A 19,862-nucleotide genomic window follows, 5' to 3' on the forward strand; every position below is an offset into this window, starting at 1 on the left:
TTAATTAGAATTTTATCGGTCTGCCTTTATCCACAGCATCGGTTCAGTCAGGCTTTTTCCTGAAGAGCTTTGCCGCGCTTCCGTCTGGCTTTGCGCAAACCGCCCATCAGCAGCGCAGCCGCATCGCCCGCTGGCATAGGCTTGCCGTAAAACCAGCCTTGCGCAGTCATCGACGTGTTCATTTTGCGAAAATAATCGGCCTGCGCTTCCGTTTCGATACCTTCGACCACGATGCCAAGATCGTGCTGCCGCGCCATCGATATGATCTCAGGAACGATCGACACCATGTCCCCATCCGCACAGACGGTGCGCGTGAAGGCCTTATCTATCTTGATTGCATCGATATGCAGCTCGCCGAGATAGGAAAGGCTTGAATAGCCCGTTCCAAAATCGTCAATGTAGACCTTGTGTCCCTGTTCACGCAGCTGTCTGATGCCCTCCGACGCTTTCGAGAAATCCACCGCCGTTCGTTCGGTCAATTCGAGACCGATCTGACGAGGATCGACACCCGCGCCATCCAATTTCGCCTGGATATTTTTCTGAAATGCGGCCGCCTGAACATCGCTTGCAGTGATGTTGATATTGATCTGGATATTCCGGTTGAGGCGTAACAAATCCCCCATATCGTCCATAACCCGATCCACGACATAGGCGGTCACCCGTCCCGCCATGCCCTTTTCCTCCGCCTCGGCGATAAATACGTCAGGCGGAATCATGTCGCCGGTATGCAATTGCCAGCGAAGCAAGGCCTCAAAGCCGGTGAGTTCGGCGTTCTCTACATTGACCACCGGCTGATAGACCACCTCGAGCTGGCGGGCATTCAGCGCCTGGTTGAGCATGGAAGCCAAAGGGCGTTCGCGATTGTGGTAGGCGAACCAGCCAAGGCCAAGGGTCGCCCCCGCGAGCAGTCCCAGACTTGTCGCCATGAAGGATTTCCATCGGGCGGAATTGCTGGAATTGTCCAACTGCGCCTTGAGAGCGACGCAGATACCCACTTCGTCGTCGCAACGATATTCCTTGATTGCGTCGCTGAGCACCTCGTATTCGCCGCGGTGATTTTTGAAATCCGGGACTGGAAAATCACCTGCCTGATAATCATAGAGGCGCGCGAAGTGTTTGCGTTCGGCGTCGCGCATATAGACGGCAAAGCTGTATTTTGGGGTGTGCAGGAGGTCGAATGCAGCCGAACTCAAAATCACATTCGCCTCGCCCCTGCCTATCACGAAGCCCCGGCTGCCCGGCGTAATCAGCGATCTTTCGCCATACACATAGGTGCCGTCCCGCAAATTGATATCGGCAGGCGAACGCTTTGGCTGCTCGCTGATATCGCCGAGAAGCGTAGAGCAGGCGAGACGATCATCACGGAGCTGGCCTATGTCCTTGATATGATAGGCGGAAAAGACCAGTTTGCGCTGATAGGCAATATCTTGCAGAGAACACATTTCATAAGGCGAGAGATTGGCTGCTTCGATTGTTTCACGGGCAGAAACAGCCAGTCGATTTGCATGCGTAAGCAATGCGGACATGTAGATATTCATGTGCCGCTCTTCATCGACAATGCGAAATCTGTTTCCCATCCACTGGCCAAGAGCTGCACCGAGAAACAGCAACAGAAGCAAAATAAGCGGAACAGGCTTTAATAATTTACTGCGATCAAATCGCATATGACCCTCGCCCCTAAATAATCGTGGCGTAGCTGGTGAGTTATCACTTCTATCCGTCTAAGACGTGGCGATCCCTGACGTCAGAAAACCATAACATGAAACAAACATTGATATGAATACATGTGAAACTTTCATTAATGCTATATTAAAACTGAATACATCGCTATATCGGCAATAGTTAAGTGATTTCTAATTAAATCTGCGGGCTTTTGGCAGCAATATGAAAAAGCCTATAAATATCAGATTAAACGGTGCGCCAGAATACAAACCGGCGCACCGTTTTCAGTGCTTTACTTCGTGTTGTATGGACCCTCGTCGAAACCGACGAAAATCTGGATATTCTTCTGATCCGTCATCGGTACGGTGATCGCCTTGTCGTTGAACACAAACTGCGTCGCGGTATCCGCGTTCGCTACCGTAACCGCCTGCTTGTGCAGTTTGGAATAGATGACCTGATCGCCCTGACGGACGGCAACACGGATCGGCATGGTGATGGTGCCGTTCTTGTATTTCGGCCCGGGAACAACCTTGCCCGCCGCCGCGACGTCAATCGTCATGGTCCCGGCGCCATACTGGCAGGCACGGGTCGTATCGGTCAGCGCCGCCTGATAGATCACCCGTGCCGGATCCTTATCGCCGCCCTTTTCATATGTGCTGAAGAAGGCTGTGCCGTCGCGCAGCGTGACCGACGGACAGAAGGCGCGCAGCTCGGATTCCTTGACACGCTGATCACCGGAAGCAGCGGACGCGGTCATCGAGGAGCCTGAAGCTCCGTCGGCGGCCTTATCAGTGCCACTGGTCGTGCAGCCTGCGAGGGCTGCGAGCAAAACCGTTGCAAAGACTGGAAACAACGATGAACGATTCTGTGGTGCTGTTTGCATAAAGCGGGCTTCCCTGCACTGATCAACCTGTCTTCAACATCACGCATGCGTGTAGCTCGATGACGTTTTCCCGTTTTTTGCTCCGGAGAGCAACCCCCATCCCCGTCAACATGCTTTAAAACCTTGCGGCTTTTTTAGGGAGGCTCTATTGCATTACGCGGCTCAAAACCGCGCCGATCCGAAATGAAGGCCAAGAAATGAAATATGTAAGCACGCGTGGGGAAGCGCCGGTCCTGGGGTTCAGCGATGCATTGCTCGCCGGTCTAGCCCGGGATGGCGGTCTCTATCTGCCGCAGGATTATCCCCAGTTTTCGCCAGAACAAATCCGCGATCTGCGCGGAAAATCCTATGTGGATATTGCGCTGGCGGTGCTCACTCCCTTTGTCGACGGCGAAATCCCGCATTCGGATTTCCGTCGCATGGTGCATGAAGCCTATGGATCGTTCCGGCATGATGCGGTCTGCCCGCTGGTTCAGACCGGGGCCAATGAATTCGTGCTCGAACTTTTCCATGGCCCGACGCTCGCCTTCAAGGATGTCGCCATGCAGCTTCTGGCCCGCATGATGGACTATGTTCTGGCACAGCGCGGCGAACGGGCCACCATTGTCGGGGCCACATCCGGGGATACGGGCGGCGCGGCAATCGAGGCCTTTGGCGGACGCGACAATACGGACATCTTCATCCTGTTCCCGAACGGCCGCGTATCGCCGGTGCAGCAGCGCCAGATGACATCATCCGGTTTTTCCAACGTTCATGCCCTTTCCATCGAAGGCAATTTCGACGATTGCCAGAACCTTGTGAAAGGCATGTTCAACGACCTTCAGTTCCGTGATGCGCTGTCGCTTTCGGGTGTGAACTCGATCAACTGGGCGCGCATCATGCCCCAGGTTGTTTATTATTTTACGGCGGCGCTGAGCCTCGGCGCACCGGACCGCGCCGTATCCTTCACCGTGCCGACGGGCAATTTCGGCGATATTTTCGCGGGCTACGTCGCCAAGCGCATGGGATTGCCCATCGACCGGCTGATCATCGCCACCAACGACAATGACATTCTCTCGCGTACTCTCGAAACCGGTGCCTACGAAATGCGCGGTGTCGCACAGACCACCTCGCCGTCGATGGATATCCAGATTTCCTCGAATTTTGAGCGCCTGCTGTTTGAAGCGCACGAACGCGATGCTGCGGCTCTGCGTGGTCTGATGGCTGGGCTGAAACAGTCCGGTGGTTTTTCGATCTCTGAGAAACCGCTGTCGGCGATCCGCAGCGAGTTCTCCGCCGGGCGTTCGACTGTCGATGAAACTGCGGAGACAATCAAATCCGTGCTTGAAGCGGATGGCTATCTGCTCGACCCCCACTCGGCAATCGGTGTAAAGGTGGCTCGCGAAAACCAGTCCAGCGAAGCGCCGATGGTTGTTCTTGCAACAGCGCATCCGGCCAAATTCCCCGATGCCGTCAAGGCTGCCAGCGGCGTCGAACCGCAGCTCCCTGCATGGCTTTCGGACTTGATGCAACGAAAAGAAAGCTTCACAGTTCTTCACAACGACCTGAAAATCGTGGAAGAATACGTTCGCCGCCATTCGAGAGCTTAAAAAGACCGGCTCCGAGACGAGAACCAGAGCGGGAATGCAGGGAGCAGTTTGCTTATGGGTGTTGAAGTAACGCGTCTTTCCAACGGATTGACGATAGCCACCGATACGATGTCCCACGTGGAAAGCGTGGCGCTTGGAATCTGGGTCAAGGCCGGCGCACGAAACGAAGCTGCCGACAGGCATGGCATTGCTCATCTTCTTGAGCATATGGCGTTCAAGGGAACCGAGAACCGCACAGCCTGGCAAATTGCATCGGATATCGAAAATGTCGGCGGCGAGATCAACGCCGCCACCAGCGTCGAGACCACTTCCTATTATGCGCGCGTACTGCGCAATGACGTGCCGCTGGCCATCGACATTCTGTCCGATATCCTGACCGCCTCCAAATTCGATGAAGCAGAGCTGGAGCGCGAAAAGCAGGTCATCATGCAGGAGATCGGCGCGGCGCACGACACGCCCGACGATATCGTCTTCGACCGCTTCACCGAAACAGCCTATCGTCACCAGCCGATCGGGCGCGCCATTCTCGGCGAGCCTGAGACGGTCATGTCTTTCACCTCCGATGACCTTCGCCAATATATGGACGAACAGTACAGCGCCGACCGCATGGTGGTGACCGCTGCTGGTGGCGTCGATCATGATGCATTCGTCAGGGAAGTTGAAAAACGTCTTGGCGGTTTTCGCGCCCACAATACGGCGCCTACGCTCGACCTCGCTCATTATGTCGGCGGCGATTTCCGTGAAAATCGCGAGCTGATGGATGCTCAGGTTCTGATCGGTTTCGAGGGACGCGCTTACCACGTGCGTGATTTCTATGCGTCGCAGCTTCTTTCCATGGTTTTGGGCGGCGGCATGTCCTCACGCCTCTTCCAGGAAGTACGCGAGAAACGTGGGCTCTGCTATTCCGTCTATGCCTTCCATTGGGGCTTCTCGGATACAGGACTGTTCGGAATTCACGCTGCAACGGGCCGCGACGAACTGGTCGAACTCGTCCCGGTTCTGATCGATGAACTGCACAAGGCCGCCGACTCCATCAGCCTGGAAGAAGTGGACCGCGCCCGCGCGCAATATCGTGCAAGTCTTCTCATGTCGCAGGAAAGTGCTGCAAGCCGTGCCGGACAGGTCGCGCGCCAATTCCTGCTCTATGGCCGTCCCGTCGAAAACAGCGAACTGATGGACCGTCTCTCGCTGATTACACCTCAAAGGCTGACCGATCTGGCCGGACGGTTGTTCCTCGACAGCAAGCCCACCATCGCCGGCGTTGGTCCAGTTGGACGGCTGATGAGCTTCGATGGGTTGTCGGATGCACTGTCGACCAGCGCACATGCGAGGAAAATCGCTGTTTAAGGGAATATGTGGGTAGGGGAATAGGGGAGTATGTGACATTGAGCATTTTGTTTTTCCTACTCCCTTATTCCCCTACCCCCTTACTCCCCTAACCCGTCATGATCGGCCTGCCCTTCCGTAGAAGCAATCCGACCGTCCTGCGTGGACAGCGCATTTATCTGCGCGAGCCGATGATGAGCGATTTCGCCAGTTGGGCCAGCCTGCGGGAACAAAGCCGTGCCTTTCTCACGCCGTGGGAGCCGACCTGGCCGGACGACGACCTGACAAAGAGCGCTTTTCGCCATCGCATGCGTCGCTTTCAGGATGAAATAGCCGCCGGAACCGGCTATCCATTTTTTGTCTTTCGCAATGGTGACAACACGCTCGTCGGCGGCATAACGCTCGGAAATATCCGGCGCGGTGTCGGGCAGAACGGCATGATCGGCTATTGGAGCGGCGCGCCCCATGCTGGCAAAGGCTACATGACCGAAGCCCTGTCGCTGGTTATCCCCTTCGCATTCGACCAACTCCGGTTGCACCGGATTGAAGCAGCCTGTATCCCTCATAATGTGCGCTCGATACGGCTTCTCGAAAAAGCCGGATTTGAGAGAGAAGGACTGTTGCGTTCCTATCTCAAGATAAATGGCTTCTGGCAGGATCACCTGCTTTTTGCCCTTATAGAAAGCGACAAACGTATGACGGATAGCCGCATGATCAATGGCAAGGTTGGACGCTCGTGACGGGTTTTGCGGATAAGTGGCTTTTTGCCGGTGTGCGGTTTCTCGTACTCATGGTTGTTCTGGCCGTTTCGGTCATCCAGGCATCGGCCATCGAACCGATCAAGATTTCCAAGGAAGATACCGCCCTCGACCTTTCCCGCGCTGTCGAACTTCTGCGTAACAAGGGCGAAAGCGTGCAGGTATCGACGGCCCCGGGTCCTGACGGCATCGTCCGCCGCATCGAAGTGCAAGCCGATCAAAACAGCAAGGCGTCCGGCGACTGGGCCGCTTTTTCGATCGCAAATCCAACCGACGAACAGATCGACCGCCTGATTGTTGCTCCTCATTTCCGTCTTGTCGGCTCCGGCGTCATCTGGCCCGACCTTGGTTCTCCGCGCATTGCATCCATCACGCCGAGCGAAGGCTTTGCGCTCGACCGCCAGCCAAGTGCCGATGCGGACGTTTTCCGCATCACGCTCAATCCGGGCAGCGTCATCACCTTCGTAGCAGAACTGTCCTCGCACAATCTGCCCCAGCTTTATCTCTGGGAGCCGGAAGCCTACAAGGACGCGGTTAATTCCTACACGCTCTACCGCGGTATCCTGCTTGGCATTTCAGGCCTGCTGGCTCTGTTCCTGACCATCCTTTTCGTCGTCAAGGGCACTTCCCTGTTCCCGGCCACCGCCGCGCTTGCATGGGCCGTTCTGGCCTATATCTGCGTCGATTTCGGCTTCTGGAACAAGCTGATGGAGATAACGCCGGGCAATGAGCAGATCTGGCGTGCGGGCACCGAAGTGGCGCTTGCCGCCTCGCTCGTAATTTTCCTGTTCACCTACCTCAATCTCAACCGCTGGCACGACCATTTCAGCTATGGCGCCGTGACCTGGGTATTGGGCCTTCTGGCCCTTGCGGGGGTTGCCGTTTTCGATCCGCCAGTGGCCTCCGGTATTGCGCGCATCTCGCTGGCGCTGACCGTTCTGTCCGGCGTCGCTATCATCGGTTATCTCGCGGTCAAGGGATATGATCGCGCCGTCATGCTGATACCGGCCTGGCTTCTCACCCTGATATGGTTGCTGGGTGCCTGGATGACGGTTTCGGGGAGGCTCGATAATGATATCGTCCAGCCTGCGCTCGGCGGCGGTCTTGTCCTGATCGTTCTTCTGATCGGCTTTACCGTCATGCAGCATGCCTTTGCTGGCGGAGCACTGCAGCAGGGCCTTCTGTCGGATATGGAGCGGCAGGCTCTCGCCGTCATTGGTGCGGGAGACATCGTGTGGGATTGGGACGTGCCGCGCGACCGCGTGGTGACCACGCCGGACATCGCCAATTATCTTGGCAATACGGCCAACAGCCTGCAAGGCCCGGTGCGCAACTGGCTTCCCGCCATGCACGCCGACGACCGCGACCGCTTCCGCTCCACGCTTGATGCCATTCTGGAAAACCGGCGCGGACGCATTGGCCAGATTTTTCGCCTGCGTGCCAATGATGGCCATTACCACTGGTATGCACTCCGTGCGCGCCCGGTCATCGGTTCGGATGGCGAAGTGGTGCGTTGCGTTGGAACACTCGTCAATGTGACGGAGCAGAAAAAAGCGGAAGAACGCCTGTTGCACGATGCCGTGCACGACAATCTGACCGGCCTCCCGAACCGGGAATTGTTCCTCGATCGTCTCAGCAACGTCATGAACATGGCACGCGGGGAAAGCAACCTGCATCCGACCGTCTTCATCATCGACATAGACCGTTTCAAGCAGGTCAATGACAGCCTGGGCATGTCGGCGGGGGACACGATCCTTCTGACGATTTCGCGCCGCCTCGCCCGTCTCATTAAACCACAGGATACGCTCTCGCGCCTCTCGTCGGACCAGTTCGGCCTGCTGCTTGCCTCTGAAAGCGACCCGGGGCGCATCGCATCCTTCGCCGAAGCTCTGCGTCAAGCCGTGCGCGCGCCGATTGCCTATGCAAAGCGCGAAATCGTTCTGACCTCATCCGTGGGCCTGATCACCTGGACGAAAACGGCGACAACTGCGGAAGACTTCGTGAAGGACGCCGAGCTTGCCATGTATCAGGCAAAGCGTTTCGGCGGTGACCGCATCGAGCCATTCCGTCCGGCATTCAGAGCCATCGGCAGCGACAAGCTGCAGCTTGAATCCGATCTGCGACGCGCACTTGAACGCAACGAAATCAGCCTTGTCTACCAGCCCATTGTGAAGCTTGACGAGGGCACGATTGCCGGTTTTGAAGCGCTCATGCGTTGGGAGCATCCACGTCGCGGCGCGATTTCGCCATCGGAATTCATTCCGATTGCGGAAAACTCCGGCCTGATCATCCAGCTTGGCCTGTTTGCGATGCAACGGGCCGCGGAAGATCTGTTTGCATGGCAGGAGCAATTCCCGAAGCTCGACCTTTTCGTTTCGGTCAACCTGTCCTCGACGCAACTCATCCGCCAGGACCTCATCAATGATGTCCGCTCGGTGCTTTCCCGCATCCATCTCAATCCGGGCAGCCTCAAGCTTGAACTGACGGAATCCGTCCTCATGGAAAATCCGGAACAGTCCACCCATGTCCTGGCTCGCCTGAAGGCGATGGGCATCGGCTTGTCGCTCGATGATTTTGGAACCGGTTATTCCTCACTCGCCTATCTGACGCGCTTCCCGTTCGATATCATCAAGATCGACCGGTCCTTCGTGAAAGGCGACCAGCCGCAAAAAGCCACGCTGCTGCGCTCGATTGTGAGCATGGCGCACGATCTCGGCCTCGCCGTGGTAACGGAAGGCGTGGAGAGCGAAAGCGACGCGCTTCAGCTTCGCCAGATGGGTTGCGAATATGTGCAGAGCTTCATGTTCGGCCAGCCCACCAGCCGCGACGAGGCAACTCGCATGATCCGCGAACAGTTGGATGCCGCGGCGGCTTGATCAGGGCAGTAGGGCAGTAGGGCAGTAGGGCAGTAGGGCAGTAGGGCAGAGAAGGATATGTGCGTTGCGGTCGTCCGCAAGCCAAACATACTCCCCTACTCCCTTATTCCCCTATTCCCTTAACATACTGCCTTACTGCCCTATTGCCTTACTGCCTTATTCCATCAAGCATGTCCCGCGTCGGAAACCAGCCGCGCCATATCGATACCCATATGGAGCATCAGACGCGAATATTTGCCCTCGATATCGCTGTCGAACAGCATGTCGAGCGGCGCATCACAGGTTAGCCAGCCGTTCTCGGCAAGCTCCACTTCGATCTGGCCCGGCGCCCAACCAGAATATCCAAGGGCCATCAGGGCTCGCGACGGCCCACTGCCCCCGTAAATGGCACGCAGAATATCGACCGTTGCAGTGAGGCAGACATCCTCTGAAACCGGCATGGTGGAATCGACCATGTAATCGTCCGAATGCAGCACGAATCCGCGTGTGCGGTCGACGGGTCCACCATTGCGCACCATCATATGCTGCGCACGATCCGGAAGGATAATCAGTTCGTCGTCATCGATGACCCCGATCTGGCGCAGGAGGTCAGGGAATTCGACCGGCTGAAGCTGATTGATGATGAAGCCCATCGCGCCTTCATCAGAATGCGCGCAGATATAGACCACCGACCGTGCAAAACGCTCGTCGCTCATTCCAGGCATGGCAAGCAGGAATTGCCCGTTTAGAAAACCCTGCTCCTTGTTCGACGTCTTGAGAATGGTCATGATTATGAAGGTAGCAAGACTGCGCAAAATAACAATGGCCATTTATTTCGAGCCCGGAATTCGAAGCGGAACCAGCTCGATTTTCAGGTGGCAGGCCGTAGAAGCAGTTAACGTGCCCGGCGATCCGATAATATTGGGCTTGAAGCAACCATCTTTTCATTCCATCTTTCAACGATGAACATCCGGACTTTTACCTTCGCCCCCCTTTTGCTGGCCTTGCTGACATTGCCAGCACTGGCCTCGACCTCCGAGTGGACCGAGACGCCCGGCGGGCGCGTGCGTGTCATTATTGAAGACAAGGCTTCTGACAATGCGCCCATCGGGGAACGGCGCGGCGCCTTGCAGATCGAGTTGCAGCCCGGCTGGAAAACCTACTGGCGCAATCCCGGCGATGCGGGCGTTCCACCTCAGATTAACATCGACGGAAACGCAAAAGCGCAGATCGATTTCCCTGCGCCGGTCCGGTTTGAGGGAGACGATGCAGGTGGCATCGGATATAAACAGCCTGTTTCGCTGCCGATAGTCTTTCACCTGAAATCGGCCGACAAGCGGCTGAAGGGCCATGTTTTTCTCGGAGTGTGCGAGAAAATCTGCGTCCCCGTGCAGGCCACCTTCGACTTTCCCCTTGATAGTGACCAACAACAGCCCTCGCCTCAGGCGATAGCGGCCCGCACGATCATCGAGACCGCATTCGACCGGCTCCCAAGCCCGGCAAGCTCGGCATTCGGCATAAGCGGCGTGAAGCGCGACGGCGAGAAGGCCGTCTTCGATCTGGCCGTTCCCGATCCCACCGCTCCATCGGAGCTGTTCGTTGCCAGCGACACGGTCAGGCTTTCCGAAACCGTCGCGGTCGAAAAGGGCCGCTTTACCGCAAAGGTACAGGGCAAGGCGGACAATGCCATCATCGACTATACCCTTGTGCAGAATGGTAAGGCCGTTTCTGGACAGGTGACACTGGATTAGCCTCCGTGCTGTTTTTGAATTTGTCCGGCGACCTGTTATCGGTTTAACTATGCCGTCCGCGCTTCGCGGAGCGATTAAATTTGACAATAGGCATTGGCACAGACGGCCCCTGCCCCGAGGAGAGATTAAATGACTATCAAAGTTGGCGACAAGCTGCCCGCAGCGACTTTCAAGGTAAAGACCGCAGACGGCGTCAAGGAAATGACGACCGATGAAGTCTTCAAGGGCAAAAAAGTCGTTCTCTTTGCGGTACCGGGCGCCTTTACGCCGACGTGCAGCCTCAACCATCTGCCGGGCTATCTCGATAACCGCGACGCAATCCTCGCCAAGGGCGTCGATCAGATCGCTGTTGTTGCGGTGAACGATGCCTTCGTCATGGGAGCATGGGCGCAGAGCACGGGCGGCGAAGGCAAGATACTCTATCTGGCCGATGGTTCTGCCACCTTCACCAAGGCCGCGGGACTTGAGCTCGACGCGACCGCTGGCGGCCTCGGTATCCGCTCCAAGCGTTATTCGGCAATCGTGGAAGATGGTGTGGTCAAGGCCCTCAACATCGAGGAACAGGCTGGACAGGCCGTGACGTCGGCTGCGTCAGCCATTCTCGAACAGCTTTAGTCTGGAGCATATCCTCCCAGAGCGGAAAACGGCTTTTGGGAGACATGCTTGAAAGCAGAATGACAGGACATCGGCTCGAAAATCTGAATTGATTTGAGCCGGTGTCTTACCCGATAGATAATAACGGCCCTTTGCATACAATATTCTTATTATTTTAATTCTTATATATATTTCAATGGATTAATCATGACTGCATCTCGCCATGCATTAATTGCATCTGCATTCCTTGCAAATATGTCCCCTGCATTTGCCGCAGACGTTCCTGACGATATCTCAATACGGCGTGAGACTATCGACTCCATATGTTCGATCCTGCGGACCGAGTTTTTCGATCCAGAAATGGCTGGACTCGACTGGGACAAGATGTGTCAAGAAGCCCATGTCAAAGCAGGACGTGTCAAAGACGACGAACAATTTCGGTCGATTGCAGCGAGCCTTCCGGCAGCGTTAAAAACGTCCCACACCGCCTATTATGCGCCGAAAGACCCGGATTTCGCTATCCTCTATTCGGTGTATGGCAAGCTTGATCGTTTCAAAGAGGTGAACGCACGACACGGCGGACCACCGCTCCTGCGCGGAGCAGGCATTTTTGCAAAGAACGTGGATGGCCGCGTATTCATCGAAAATATTCTTGACGGAAGCCCGGCAGAAAAAGCCGGCCTCAAGGAGGGCGACGAGCTTGTAGAGCCGAGCCAGGCAGTATTTGCCGCCCGCTGGCCAGACAACAAAACAGAAGCCGAAGCGAAGACTGCAATCGTACGCTTTCGCCGGACGCCTGGCGGGCCCATCGAAAGCCGAACAGTAGATCTGCTCAGCGGTGACGCCCTGCAGACGTTGAGCACTGCCACGGAAAAGAGTGTGCGGGTTATTGAACGCGGCGGCGTCAAGATCGGCTATTTACGTGGCTGGACCATGCTGACCCGCGCGGAAACCGGCGGTCCGGCGGAAGTTTTGAGGTCCGCTTTGAATGGCGAATTCGCGGATGCCAGCGCAGTGGTTTTCGATGCGCGAGGCCGCATTGGCGGCGGCGGGGTCGATATTCTGGAAGCCTATTTCGGGCCGCGTATGGTGTTTGGTTCCAAAGGGCGAAAAGATCAGCAGTGGAATGATGGTCCAGTCATGCCGGCTGGCAAGCCGCTTATCATTATTATTGACCAGCATACACGAAGCGCAGCCGAAATCATGGCTTATGTCGCCAAACGCGATAAACTGGCATTGCTTGTGGGCAGCCGGACAGCGGGGGCTGTGGCTGGCGGATCGCTCTTTCCGCTCCCGGATGGCGGCGGTCTCTATGTGGCGGTTCAGGCACTCCGTATGGACGGGCATGTTTTGGAAGGACAAGGCGTCGTGCCGGATGTCATCGTCGAGCGTTCCTTACCCTACGCCGGTGGAGCCGACCAGCAGTTGGAGCGTGCTCTTGAGGAAGCCGCGAAAAAAGCCAGAGAAAGATGACGGGATCGAGCCATCGTGTTTTTCGTAGTAGAAAGGCGGCAACGCCGCCTTATTCTGCAAATTCACTGCACTTTCAGCGATTTACGTCCGCCATATTTGAATGGCTCCATGCCGGCTCGGGCAAGCTCATCAGCGCGTTCATTTTCCGGATGCCCGGCGTGGCCCTTGATCCAATGCCAGTTGACCTTGTGCGGCTTTCGCGCTTCATCGAGCGCCTGCCATAGTTCGGCATTCTTGACCGGCTTCTTGGCGGCGGTCTTCCAACCATTGCGCTTCCAACCCTCGATCCAGCCGGAAATACCGTCGCGCACATAGACAGAGTCCGTATAGAGATCGACTTCGCACGGTTCTTTCAGCGCCGAAAGCGCCGAGATGGCTGCCATCAACTCCATGCGGTTGTTGGTCGTGTCGGCTTCGCCGCCCTTCAGTTCCTTGACATTGCCGTTCCAGCGCAGGATTGCGCCCCAGCCGCCGGGGCCGGGATTGCCCGAGCAGGCACCATCCGTAAAAGCCTCGATCCGCTTCACGCCGCTGCCCCTTGCGGCTCCAGGCCGTATTCAGCAGCGGTTTCGATCTGTCGGTGGAAGCGCATCTTGCGCACATATTCCATCGGGTCCTTCTTGACCACGAAACTGCCTTCCGGGACATTTAGCCAGTCATAAAGGCGGGTGAGCATGAAGCGGATAGCCGCCCCGCGCGCCAGAACCGGAAGCGCATCGGCTTCCGCCACGGATAGCGGGCGAACAGAATTATAGCCGCGCAGAAGCGCTGCGCCCTTGGTGCGATTGAAGGAAAAATCCTTCTCAAAGCACCAGGCATTCAGGCAGACGGCTACGTCGTAAGCCAGAATATCAGTGCAGGCGAAATAGAAATCGATGAAACCGGAAAGCCTGTCGCCGAGGAAGAAGACATTATCCGGAAAGAGATCGGCATGGATCACGCCTTGCGGCAGATCCGCTGGCCAGTTCTTCTCCAGAAAATCCAGATCAGCTTCCGCCTCGCGGACAAGACCCGGTTCCACCCTATCGGCGCGTTCACGCGAGAGATTCCACAACGGCCGCCAGTCGGAAAGCGTCAGGCCATTGCGGCGACGCAGCGAGAAATCAGCGCCAGCCAGATGCATATGGGCCAGTCCTTCGCCAACAGCTTCGCAATGCTCCACCGTTGGGCGGCGCATCCACATGCCTTCGAGAAAAGTAACGATTGCAGCAGGCCGTCCGGCAAGCTCGCCGATTGTCGTGCCGTCGCGACGAACCACCGGCTGCGGGCATTCAAGCCCACGGCTGGCCAGATGCTGCATCAGGCCGAGAAAAAACGGCAGGTCTTCCCGATTGGTGCGCTTTTCATAAAGCGTCAGGATGAACGAGCCCGAAGTCGTGTGCAGAAGATAGTTGGAGTTCTCCACCCCTTCCGCGATGCCTTTGTAAGATGTCAGTGTGCCGATATCATACTGCTGCAGGAAGACGCCAAGCTCGATTTCATTGATATCCGTATAGACGGCCATGCCGCTTATTTCCCTTGTATGATCTTGGGCATTAATTTTGGAATGCCTACCACCCGGTGTTCTCCGTTGACGAATGCCATGTCCTGCACCGTCAGTTCCACATCGCGAATTTCGCGATTCACAAGGAAGTTCTCGGTTTCAACCGTGGTTTCGGCCAGTTCGATCTTCACATTGAAGCGGGTCTTGAAGGCATCGATGATCTCATCGACGATGATTTCAGGCGCTGAAGCCCCCGCCGACAGGCCCACCACCGATATATCGCCGATGCGGTCCCATTCGATATCGGCCGCACGCTGAACGAGCATCGACATGCGCGCGCCGGCCTTCTCCGCCACTTCGACAAGACGCTTGGAATTGGAAGAGTTCGGCGCCCCGACGATCAGAAACAGATCGCAGCCCGGGGCGGCGGATCGCACCGCATCCTGCCGGTTGGTCGTGGCATAACAGATCGATTCCGCTGCCGGAGCCGAAAGGTTTGGAAAACGCGCCTGCAATTCTTCGATAATGCCAGCCGTGTCGTCGACTGAAAGCGTCGTCTGGGTCACGAATCCGAGATTGTTCTCGTCATCGAAATGGCAGTTGCGCGCATCCTCCACCGTTTCGATCAGCGTTACCGCGCCATCGGGCAACTGCCCCATGGTTCCGATCACTTCCGGATGACCGGAGTGACCAATCAGGATCACATGGCGGCCAAGGCGCTGATGGCGCATGGCCTGCTTGTGCACCTTGGAAACCAGGGGACAGGTTGCATCGAGATAAAAGAGGTTCTTTGCTTCTGCATCCGCTGGCACGGACTTCGGCACACCATGGGCGGAAAAGACCACCGGCTGGTCGCGGTGTTCTGTGGGAATTTCGTCCAGTTCTTCGACAAAAATCGCGCCGCGAGACTGCAAGCCCTCGACCACATAGCGGTTATGTACGATTTCATGGCGAACATAGACCGGCGCACCATATTTCTTCAGCGCCAGCACAACGATCTGGATTGCCCGGTCAACCCCGGCGCAAAAGCCGCGGGGGCCGCAAAGGCGGATTTCCAGTGGTGGTCGCTGATCGGTCATGAAGTATGCTCGCTAGTTCGGCGTGGCTTAACATCTAAGGTCTGTTGAGGTTCGGTCTATGAGGAGTCGAAAATGGTGTGGTTTGAGAACCGGGCGGAATGTACCTGAAGGTACATGAGCACCGGAAGCGAAAACCGCGCCATTTGCAGGCCGTCAGAGACCGATATCAACAGACCTTCACGGAGGTGGGCCGCAACGCGGCCATTGTCAACCCCTACTGGTCTTTCGATAACGCCACAGCCACGTCCCGACAACCCCTATCAAGGCCAGAGCAAGACCGTACCATGTCGCGGCATATTGCAGATGGTTGTTGGGAAAATCGATGATCGTCACACCGCCGACCGGCAATCCCCCCGGATTGGGCTTGCTGTCGGCGTCGATGAAGAAGGGCACGACCTCATCCAGATTTGGCAGGTCGGCACTTTCCGCCATGGCCGTCCAATCCTTCCAGTAGAAAATATTCTTGGACGGATCATTATCGGGGAGAAAGAAGCCCGGCTTCGCCGACAAGGGATCGCGCGCCAGCCCGGTAACATTCACCGGGCCGTCAATCTGTCCTTCAATGCGCGTTGAAGGGTCTTTCTTCTCATATGGAACGAAGCCGCGATTAATCAGCACAAAACGTCCGTCTTCCAGCATCAGCGGCGTGTAGACATTATAGCCTGCGGCCCCCTCATGGGTGGCCAGAAAATGCCGCTCGCCCTGATGCATGAAAGTGCCGGAGACCGTTACCGGACGATATTCGACAGAACCTTCCTGCTTGTAGACCTTTTCCATCTCCGACAAGGGCAGTGGTGGCTCGTGAATGCGCTGCTCGGTTGATGCAATCAGCGCTTCCTTCCACTGCAAACGCTCTACCTGCCATGTGCCGAGCGCCAGCAAAATGACGAGCGCTACGGCAGAGGCGATCACAATACCCCAGGGAAAGCGGCGTGACTGCTGTAGTTTGGTCATTTACTGTCATCCTGCCGGCTGTCTATGCGGCCGGGAGCTGCCTTGTTGCGGTATTGCATATTGATAAGAATGCCCTTTGCCCACCGCATGGCCACGAGGCTGAGAATGATCGCAAGCGGCACCCACAGGATGAAATGCACCCAGAGCGGCGGTCCAAAGTTGACTTCCATCCATAGCGCAAGACCGACAACGATGAAACCGATGATGAGGATGACGAACGCCGCCGGACCGTCGCCGGAATCGGCAAAAGAATAGTCCAACCCGCAAGCCGAGCAGCGCGGAGCGACTTTCAGGAAACCATCGAACAGCTTCCCCTCGCCGCAACGCGGGCAGCGGCCAGCGACGCCGCTCTTGATGGGATCGACCGTGGGATAAGTATTCTGGTCCGGCATCCGATTTCCCCTTGCATCATTCAATAAACAAAAGGCGGCCATGTTGCCAAGGCCGCCTCCAAAACTGCTGATCCTACGGATTAGCCGCCGTGCATCGGCGCGCCCCAGCCACCCCATACGTAGATGGCAAAGAACAGGAACAGCCAGACCACGTCAACGAAGTGCCAGTACCAGGCAGCGGCTTCGAAACCGAAATGCTGCTTCGGCGTGAAGTCACCGCCAATGGCACGCACGAGGCAGACCAAAAGGAAGATCGTGCCGATGAGAACGTGAAAACCGTGGAAACCGGTCGCCATGAAGAAGGTCGCGCCGTAGATCGAGTCCTTGAACGCAAACGGAGCGTGAATGTACTCATAGGCCTGCACGAAGGAGAACAGGACACCGAGAGCAACCGTGATCGCCAGACCGGTGATCATGCCCTTGCGGTCATTGTGCAGCAGAGCATGGTGTGCCCATGTCAGCGTCGTGCCCGACAGCAGCAGGATAACGGTGTTGTAAAGCGGCAGATGCAGGGGATCGAGAACCTCGATGCCCTTCGGAGGCCAGACACCGCCGGTGAAGGTAGCGCGTGCTACCTGATGCGCTTCGTTCGGAAACAGGCTCGCATCGAAGAACGCCCAAAACCAGGCAACGAAGAACATGACTTCCGAAGCGATGAACATGATCATGCCGTAGCGCAGATGCAGCGATACGACACGGGTATGGTGCCCCTCATGTCCTTCCTTGATCGTATCCGACCACCAGCCGTACATGCAGTAGAGCACAATCGCGAGGCCGATGAAGAAAATCCATGGCGTCACCACGTTGAGGCCAAAGAACGGCAACTCACCGGCATTGATGTAACGCATCCAGGCAATACCGCCTACGGCAAGCACGAATGCACCCACGGAGCTCAGGAACGGCCAAGGGCTGGGCGCGATGATATGATAGTCGTGATTTTTCTGATGGACGTCAGCCATGTCTCTCCCCGTAAATCCCCTTAGGGGCTCCTCTCTCGTACCTTCATGCTTAAACCCCGGAAGGGGTTCCAAGCAAGTCTGTCTGTGACAAGCGGTATCTCGTATCAGAATAAAACCGCTTCATTCTTTTGTCTTTGCGGCATTATGCGCCGCGAGAGCGTTTCTCTTCATGAGTCGGTCGAAACGCTCGATATATTTCGTTCTTCTCTTCTTGTCCGAAAACCGTTTCACAATTTTCGGAATGCGCACCAGCGTCAGCTTCCGTTGCTTGAAGTTTCGGCCTTGGCATTTGCCACCGGCTTCGGCTTTTCGATCGGAAAGAATGTATAGGATAGCGTGATCGTCTTCACGTCCTTCAGATCGGGATCATTGACGATCTCAGGATCGACAAAGAACACAACCGGCATTTCCATGTCTTCGCCCGGCTTCAGAGTCGTGTCCGTGAAACAGAAGCATTCGACCTTGTTGAAATACGCTCCCGCCCGACCCGGCGCGACATTGAAGCTCGCGCGGCCATAGGTCGGCTCATCGAACAGGTTGCGCGCTTCATACTTGATCATCGTCGTTTCGCCGATGCGAACCGTGACCTCGCGCTGCACGGGCTTGAAATCCCATGGTAGCCCATTGGCTGTGTTGGCATCGAAACGCACCTTGATCGTCTTGTCGAGAATGGTATCGGAATATTGTTCCACGCGCTGCGTCGTGCCGCCATAGCCTGTCACCTGACAGAAAATGCGGTACAGCGGCACGGAGGCATAGGCTGCACCGATCATGCAGACAAAGAAAGACAGGCAAGCAAAAGCAATCGTCGCGTTTGAACGCTGTTGCTTCCTCAACTTTTGATCCTTCTCGTGCAGATCAGGCATATTCCCCTCCAATTTTCCTCCCGGAACAGCCTGTCAGAGAGGCCGTACCAGAATATTGGCTCCCAGTTTCGCAATCGTGCCGACATAGACAAGCAGCACGAACAGCGCCAGAGCGATTGCCAAGCCCCAAGAGCGATTGCGCTGGGCTTTCTTCTGCTGTTCCGTTGGAACGATCAGTTCCAATTCGCTGTCCAACGGCTTCTGTACGGCCTTATCCATTAGAGCACTCCAAAAGCAGCCAGCGCCTTGACGGCAAGTGTTTCAACAAGCAGCACCGCAAACAGTCCGGACAGGTAAAGCAGCGAGAAGCGAAACAGCTTGCGGGCGGCCGCCAGCATTGCAGGCTGCGATCCGGCAGCCCACAGGCGCCATGCATAATAAAGGAAAGCCAGTCCGAGCAGCGTGGAAACCGCGCCATAGACAGGGCCTGCAAAGCCGAGCACCCAAGGCAGGACGCCGACCGGAGCCATAATGATGGAATAGAACAGCGCCTGACGACGGGTTGAAAGCTCGCCCTTTACGTTCGGCATCATCGGAATACGCGCCGCTTCATAATCAGTGGCCGAGAACAGGGACAGCGCCCAGAAATGCGGCGGCGTCCACAGAAAGATAATCATGAACAGGACGACGCTGTCCCAGGTGATTTCTCCGGTCGCAGCGGCCCAGCCGATCATCGGAGGAAATGCGCCAGCAGCACCGCCGATAACGATGTTCTGCGGCGTCGAGCGCTTCAACCACATCGTATAGATGACGGCATAGAAGAAGATCGTGAACGCCAGCAACGCGCCCGCCAGCCAGTTGACCATGAGGCCGAGTGTGATGACGGAGAATGCGGAAAGCGTCAGCCCGAACGCCAGAACCTGATTGGGCGCTATAACGCCTGCAGGAATGGGGCGGTTACGCGTACGCTTCATCACCGCATCGATATCCGCGTCGTACCACATGTTCAGCGCACCGGATGCACCCGCACCAACCGCGATGCACAAGATGCTGATGGCGGCAAGGACAGGATTCATATGTCCCGGCGCGACCACAAGACCGACCAGCCCGGTGAAGACCACAAGGGACATCACGCGGGGCTTCAAAAGAACAAGGTAATCGCGCGCGGTCGCCTCTGAGAGAGCGAATGCGTCATCGGTACCTGCGTTTTTTTCCACCAGAGACATTTTAACTTCAAAAACCTCGAGTTCACCGGTCTGAACCCGCGCCCCTACAGCGCAGACCGCACCATCATAACA

19 protein-coding genes are annotated in these 19,862 nt (G+C 56.4%); 7 read left to right on the forward strand and 12 right to left on the reverse strand.

Translation table 11 applies throughout. The features are described 5' to 3' along the window. Positions 1-47: 47 nt before the first annotated feature. Together ACS5UA_RS03410 and ACS5UA_RS03415 are read right to left on the reverse strand one after the other, a co-directional pair. Positions 48-1,664: an EAL domain-containing protein gene (locus tag ACS5UA_RS03410; protein ID WP_443101161.1), complete on the reverse strand. Its 1,617-nt coding sequence runs from the start codon at positions 1,662-1,664 to the stop codon at positions 48-50. A gap of 290 nt (positions 1,665-1,954) precedes the next feature. Continuing rightward, positions 1,955-2,545, reverse strand: a complete 591-nt coding sequence (locus tag ACS5UA_RS03415) for a hypothetical protein (RefSeq protein WP_031346443.1) — start codon at positions 2,543-2,545, stop codon at positions 1,955-1,957. 197 nt (positions 2,546-2,742) lie between these two features. Here ACS5UA_RS03415 and thrC point away from each other — a divergent pair, with 197 nt between their 5' ends. The 4 genes from thrC (at position 2,743) to pdeA (ending at position 9,094) form a co-directional block, all read left to right on the forward strand. Next, a complete protein-coding gene (thrC, locus tag ACS5UA_RS03420) occupies positions 2,743-4,134 on the forward strand; it encodes a threonine synthase (protein ID WP_113476569.1) in 1,392 nt (463 codons plus the stop codon). Between the two features lie 54 nt (positions 4,135-4,188). Continuing rightward, the gene (locus ACS5UA_RS03425) at positions 4,189-5,481 is read left to right on the forward strand and encodes a M16 family metallopeptidase (protein WP_006470696.1); all 1,293 of its coding nucleotides are present in this window, start codon (positions 4,189-4,191) and stop codon (positions 5,479-5,481) included. 98 nt (positions 5,482-5,579) lie between these two features. After that, on the forward strand, positions 5,580-6,200 hold the full coding sequence (locus ACS5UA_RS03430; protein ID WP_006466245.1) for a GNAT family N-acetyltransferase: 621 nt from the start codon (positions 5,580-5,582) through the stop codon (positions 6,198-6,200). 50 nt (positions 6,201-6,250) lie between these two features. Further along, a complete protein-coding gene (gene pdeA / locus ACS5UA_RS03435; RefSeq protein ID WP_443101220.1) occupies positions 6,251-9,094 on the forward strand; it encodes a phosphodiesterase PdeA in 2,844 nt (947 codons plus the stop codon). Positions 9,095-9,258: 164 nt separating this feature from the next. Here pdeA and ACS5UA_RS03440 read toward each other — a convergent pair whose 3' ends face one another. Further along, positions 9,259-9,861: a YqgE/AlgH family protein gene (locus ACS5UA_RS03440; RefSeq protein WP_006470694.1), complete on the reverse strand. Its 603-nt coding sequence runs from the start codon at positions 9,859-9,861 to the stop codon at positions 9,259-9,261. Positions 9,862-10,035: 174 nt separating this feature from the next. Here ACS5UA_RS03440 and ACS5UA_RS03445 point away from each other — a divergent pair, with 174 nt between their 5' ends. The 3 genes from ACS5UA_RS03445 (at position 10,036) to ACS5UA_RS03455 (ending at position 12,891) form a co-directional block, all read left to right on the forward strand. Then, positions 10,036-10,824, forward strand: coding sequence for a protein-disulfide reductase DsbD domain-containing protein (locus tag ACS5UA_RS03445; RefSeq protein ID WP_443101162.1), 789 nt, complete (start codon positions 10,036-10,038; stop codon positions 10,822-10,824). Between the two features lie 129 nt (positions 10,825-10,953). Further along, the gene (locus ACS5UA_RS03450; RefSeq protein WP_006466242.1) at positions 10,954-11,439 is read left to right on the forward strand and encodes a peroxiredoxin; all 486 of its coding nucleotides are present in this window, start codon (positions 10,954-10,956) and stop codon (positions 11,437-11,439) included. A 186-nt stretch (positions 11,440-11,625) separates the two neighbouring features. Continuing rightward, positions 11,626-12,891, forward strand: a complete 1,266-nt coding sequence (locus ACS5UA_RS03455; RefSeq protein WP_443101163.1) for a S41 family peptidase — start codon at positions 11,626-11,628, stop codon at positions 12,889-12,891. Positions 12,892-12,953: 62 nt separating this feature from the next. On the opposite strand, the gene rnhA is transcribed toward ACS5UA_RS03455, so the two are convergent. The 9 genes from rnhA to ACS5UA_RS03500 form a co-directional block, all read right to left on the reverse strand. Further along, positions 12,954-13,418, reverse strand: coding sequence for a ribonuclease HI (gene rnhA / locus ACS5UA_RS03460; protein ID WP_006466240.1), 465 nt, complete (start codon positions 13,416-13,418; stop codon positions 12,954-12,956). Continuing rightward, positions 13,415-14,395, reverse strand: coding sequence for a homoserine kinase (locus tag ACS5UA_RS03465; RefSeq protein WP_273786612.1), 981 nt, complete (start codon positions 14,393-14,395; stop codon positions 13,415-13,417). The genes rnhA and ACS5UA_RS03465 overlap by 4 nt, the downstream gene beginning before the upstream one ends. Positions 14,396-14,400: 5 nt before the next feature. Continuing rightward, complete coding sequence (gene ispH, locus ACS5UA_RS03470; protein WP_151598859.1) at positions 14,401-15,453, reverse strand: 4-hydroxy-3-methylbut-2-enyl diphosphate reductase; 1,053 nt, start codon at positions 15,451-15,453, stop codon at positions 14,401-14,403. A 207-nt stretch (positions 15,454-15,660) separates the two neighbouring features. Then, complete coding sequence (locus tag ACS5UA_RS03475; protein ID WP_443101164.1) at positions 15,661-16,407, reverse strand: SURF1 family protein; 747 nt, start codon at positions 16,405-16,407, stop codon at positions 15,661-15,663. Next, entirely contained in the window at positions 16,404-16,799 is a 396-nt protein-coding gene (locus ACS5UA_RS03480; RefSeq protein WP_443101165.1) for a DUF983 domain-containing protein, read from the reverse strand. The genes ACS5UA_RS03475 and ACS5UA_RS03480 overlap by 4 nt, the downstream gene beginning before the upstream one ends. 80 nt (positions 16,800-16,879) lie before the next feature. Then, positions 16,880-17,758 carry a cytochrome c oxidase subunit 3 gene (locus tag ACS5UA_RS03485; protein ID WP_006470687.1) on the reverse strand — a complete coding sequence of 293 codons (879 nt, stop codon included), beginning with the start codon at positions 17,756-17,758 and terminating at the stop codon, positions 16,880-16,882. A 254-nt stretch (positions 17,759-18,012) separates the two neighbouring features. After that, positions 18,013-18,624, reverse strand: coding sequence for a cytochrome c oxidase assembly protein (locus tag ACS5UA_RS03490; RefSeq protein WP_021586113.1), 612 nt, complete (start codon positions 18,622-18,624; stop codon positions 18,013-18,015). A gap of 33 nt (positions 18,625-18,657) precedes the next feature. Further along, complete coding sequence (locus tag ACS5UA_RS03495) at positions 18,658-18,843, reverse strand: hypothetical protein (RefSeq protein WP_025091929.1); 186 nt, start codon at positions 18,841-18,843, stop codon at positions 18,658-18,660. Beyond that, the gene (locus ACS5UA_RS03500) at positions 18,843-19,790 is read right to left on the reverse strand and encodes a heme o synthase (protein WP_443101166.1); all 948 of its coding nucleotides are present in this window, start codon (positions 19,788-19,790) and stop codon (positions 18,843-18,845) included. Before ACS5UA_RS03500 ends, ACS5UA_RS03495 begins: the two co-directional genes overlap by 1 nt. Positions 19,791-19,862: the final 72 nt, after the last annotated feature.

Origin of the sequence: Brucella sp. RRSP16, assembly GCF_052246815.1 — a bacterium.
Taxonomy (GTDB): Bacteria; Pseudomonadota; Alphaproteobacteria; order Rhizobiales; family Rhizobiaceae; genus Brucella; species Brucella intermedia.

Excerpts from the sequence above, each read along its gene's own strand:
- ACS5UA_RS03410 (WP_443101161.1), bottom strand. The coding sequence starts at position 1,664 with ATGCGATTTGATCGCAGTAAATTATTAAAGCCTGTTCCGCTTATTTTG.
- ACS5UA_RS03415 (WP_031346443.1), bottom strand. The coding sequence starts at position 2,545 with ATGCAAACAGCACCACAGAATCGTTCATCGTTGTTTCCAGTCTTTGCA.
- thrC (WP_113476569.1), top strand. The coding sequence starts at position 2,743 with ATGAAATATGTAAGCACGCGTGGGGAAGCGCCGGTCCTGGGGTTCAGC.
- ACS5UA_RS03425 (WP_006470696.1), top strand. The coding sequence starts at position 4,189 with ATGGGTGTTGAAGTAACGCGTCTTTCCAACGGATTGACGATAGCCACC.
- ACS5UA_RS03430 (WP_006466245.1), top strand. The coding sequence starts at position 5,580 with ATGATCGGCCTGCCCTTCCGTAGAAGCAATCCGACCGTCCTGCGTGGA.
- pdeA (WP_443101220.1), top strand. The coding sequence starts at position 6,251 with ATGGTTGTTCTGGCCGTTTCGGTCATCCAGGCATCGGCCATCGAACCG.
- ACS5UA_RS03440 (WP_006470694.1), bottom strand. The coding sequence starts at position 9,861 with ATGACCATTCTCAAGACGTCGAACAAGGAGCAGGGTTTTCTAAACGGG.
- ACS5UA_RS03445 (WP_443101162.1), top strand. The coding sequence starts at position 10,036 with ATGAACATCCGGACTTTTACCTTCGCCCCCCTTTTGCTGGCCTTGCTG.
- ACS5UA_RS03450 (WP_006466242.1), top strand. The coding sequence starts at position 10,954 with ATGACTATCAAAGTTGGCGACAAGCTGCCCGCAGCGACTTTCAAGGTA.
- ACS5UA_RS03455 (WP_443101163.1), top strand. The coding sequence starts at position 11,626 with ATGACTGCATCTCGCCATGCATTAATTGCATCTGCATTCCTTGCAAAT.
- ACS5UA_RS03465 (WP_273786612.1), bottom strand. The coding sequence starts at position 14,395 with ATGGCCGTCTATACGGATATCAATGAAATCGAGCTTGGCGTCTTCCTG.
- ispH (WP_151598859.1), bottom strand. The coding sequence starts at position 15,453 with ATGACCGATCAGCGACCACCACTGGAAATCCGCCTTTGCGGCCCCCGC.
- ACS5UA_RS03475 (WP_443101164.1), bottom strand. The coding sequence starts at position 16,407 with ATGACCAAACTACAGCAGTCACGCCGCTTTCCCTGGGGTATTGTGATC.
- ACS5UA_RS03480 (WP_443101165.1), bottom strand. The coding sequence starts at position 16,799 with ATGCCGGACCAGAATACTTATCCCACGGTCGATCCCATCAAGAGCGGC.
- ACS5UA_RS03485 (WP_006470687.1), bottom strand. The coding sequence starts at position 17,758 with ATGGCTGACGTCCATCAGAAAAATCACGACTATCATATCATCGCGCCC.
- ACS5UA_RS03490 (WP_021586113.1), bottom strand. The coding sequence starts at position 18,624 with ATGCCTGATCTGCACGAGAAGGATCAAAAGTTGAGGAAGCAACAGCGT.
- ACS5UA_RS03495 (WP_025091929.1), bottom strand. The coding sequence starts at position 18,843 with ATGGATAAGGCCGTACAGAAGCCGTTGGACAGCGAATTGGAACTGATC.
- ACS5UA_RS03500 (WP_443101166.1), bottom strand. The coding sequence starts at position 19,790 with ATGTCTCTGGTGGAAAAAAACGCAGGTACCGATGACGCATTCGCTCTC.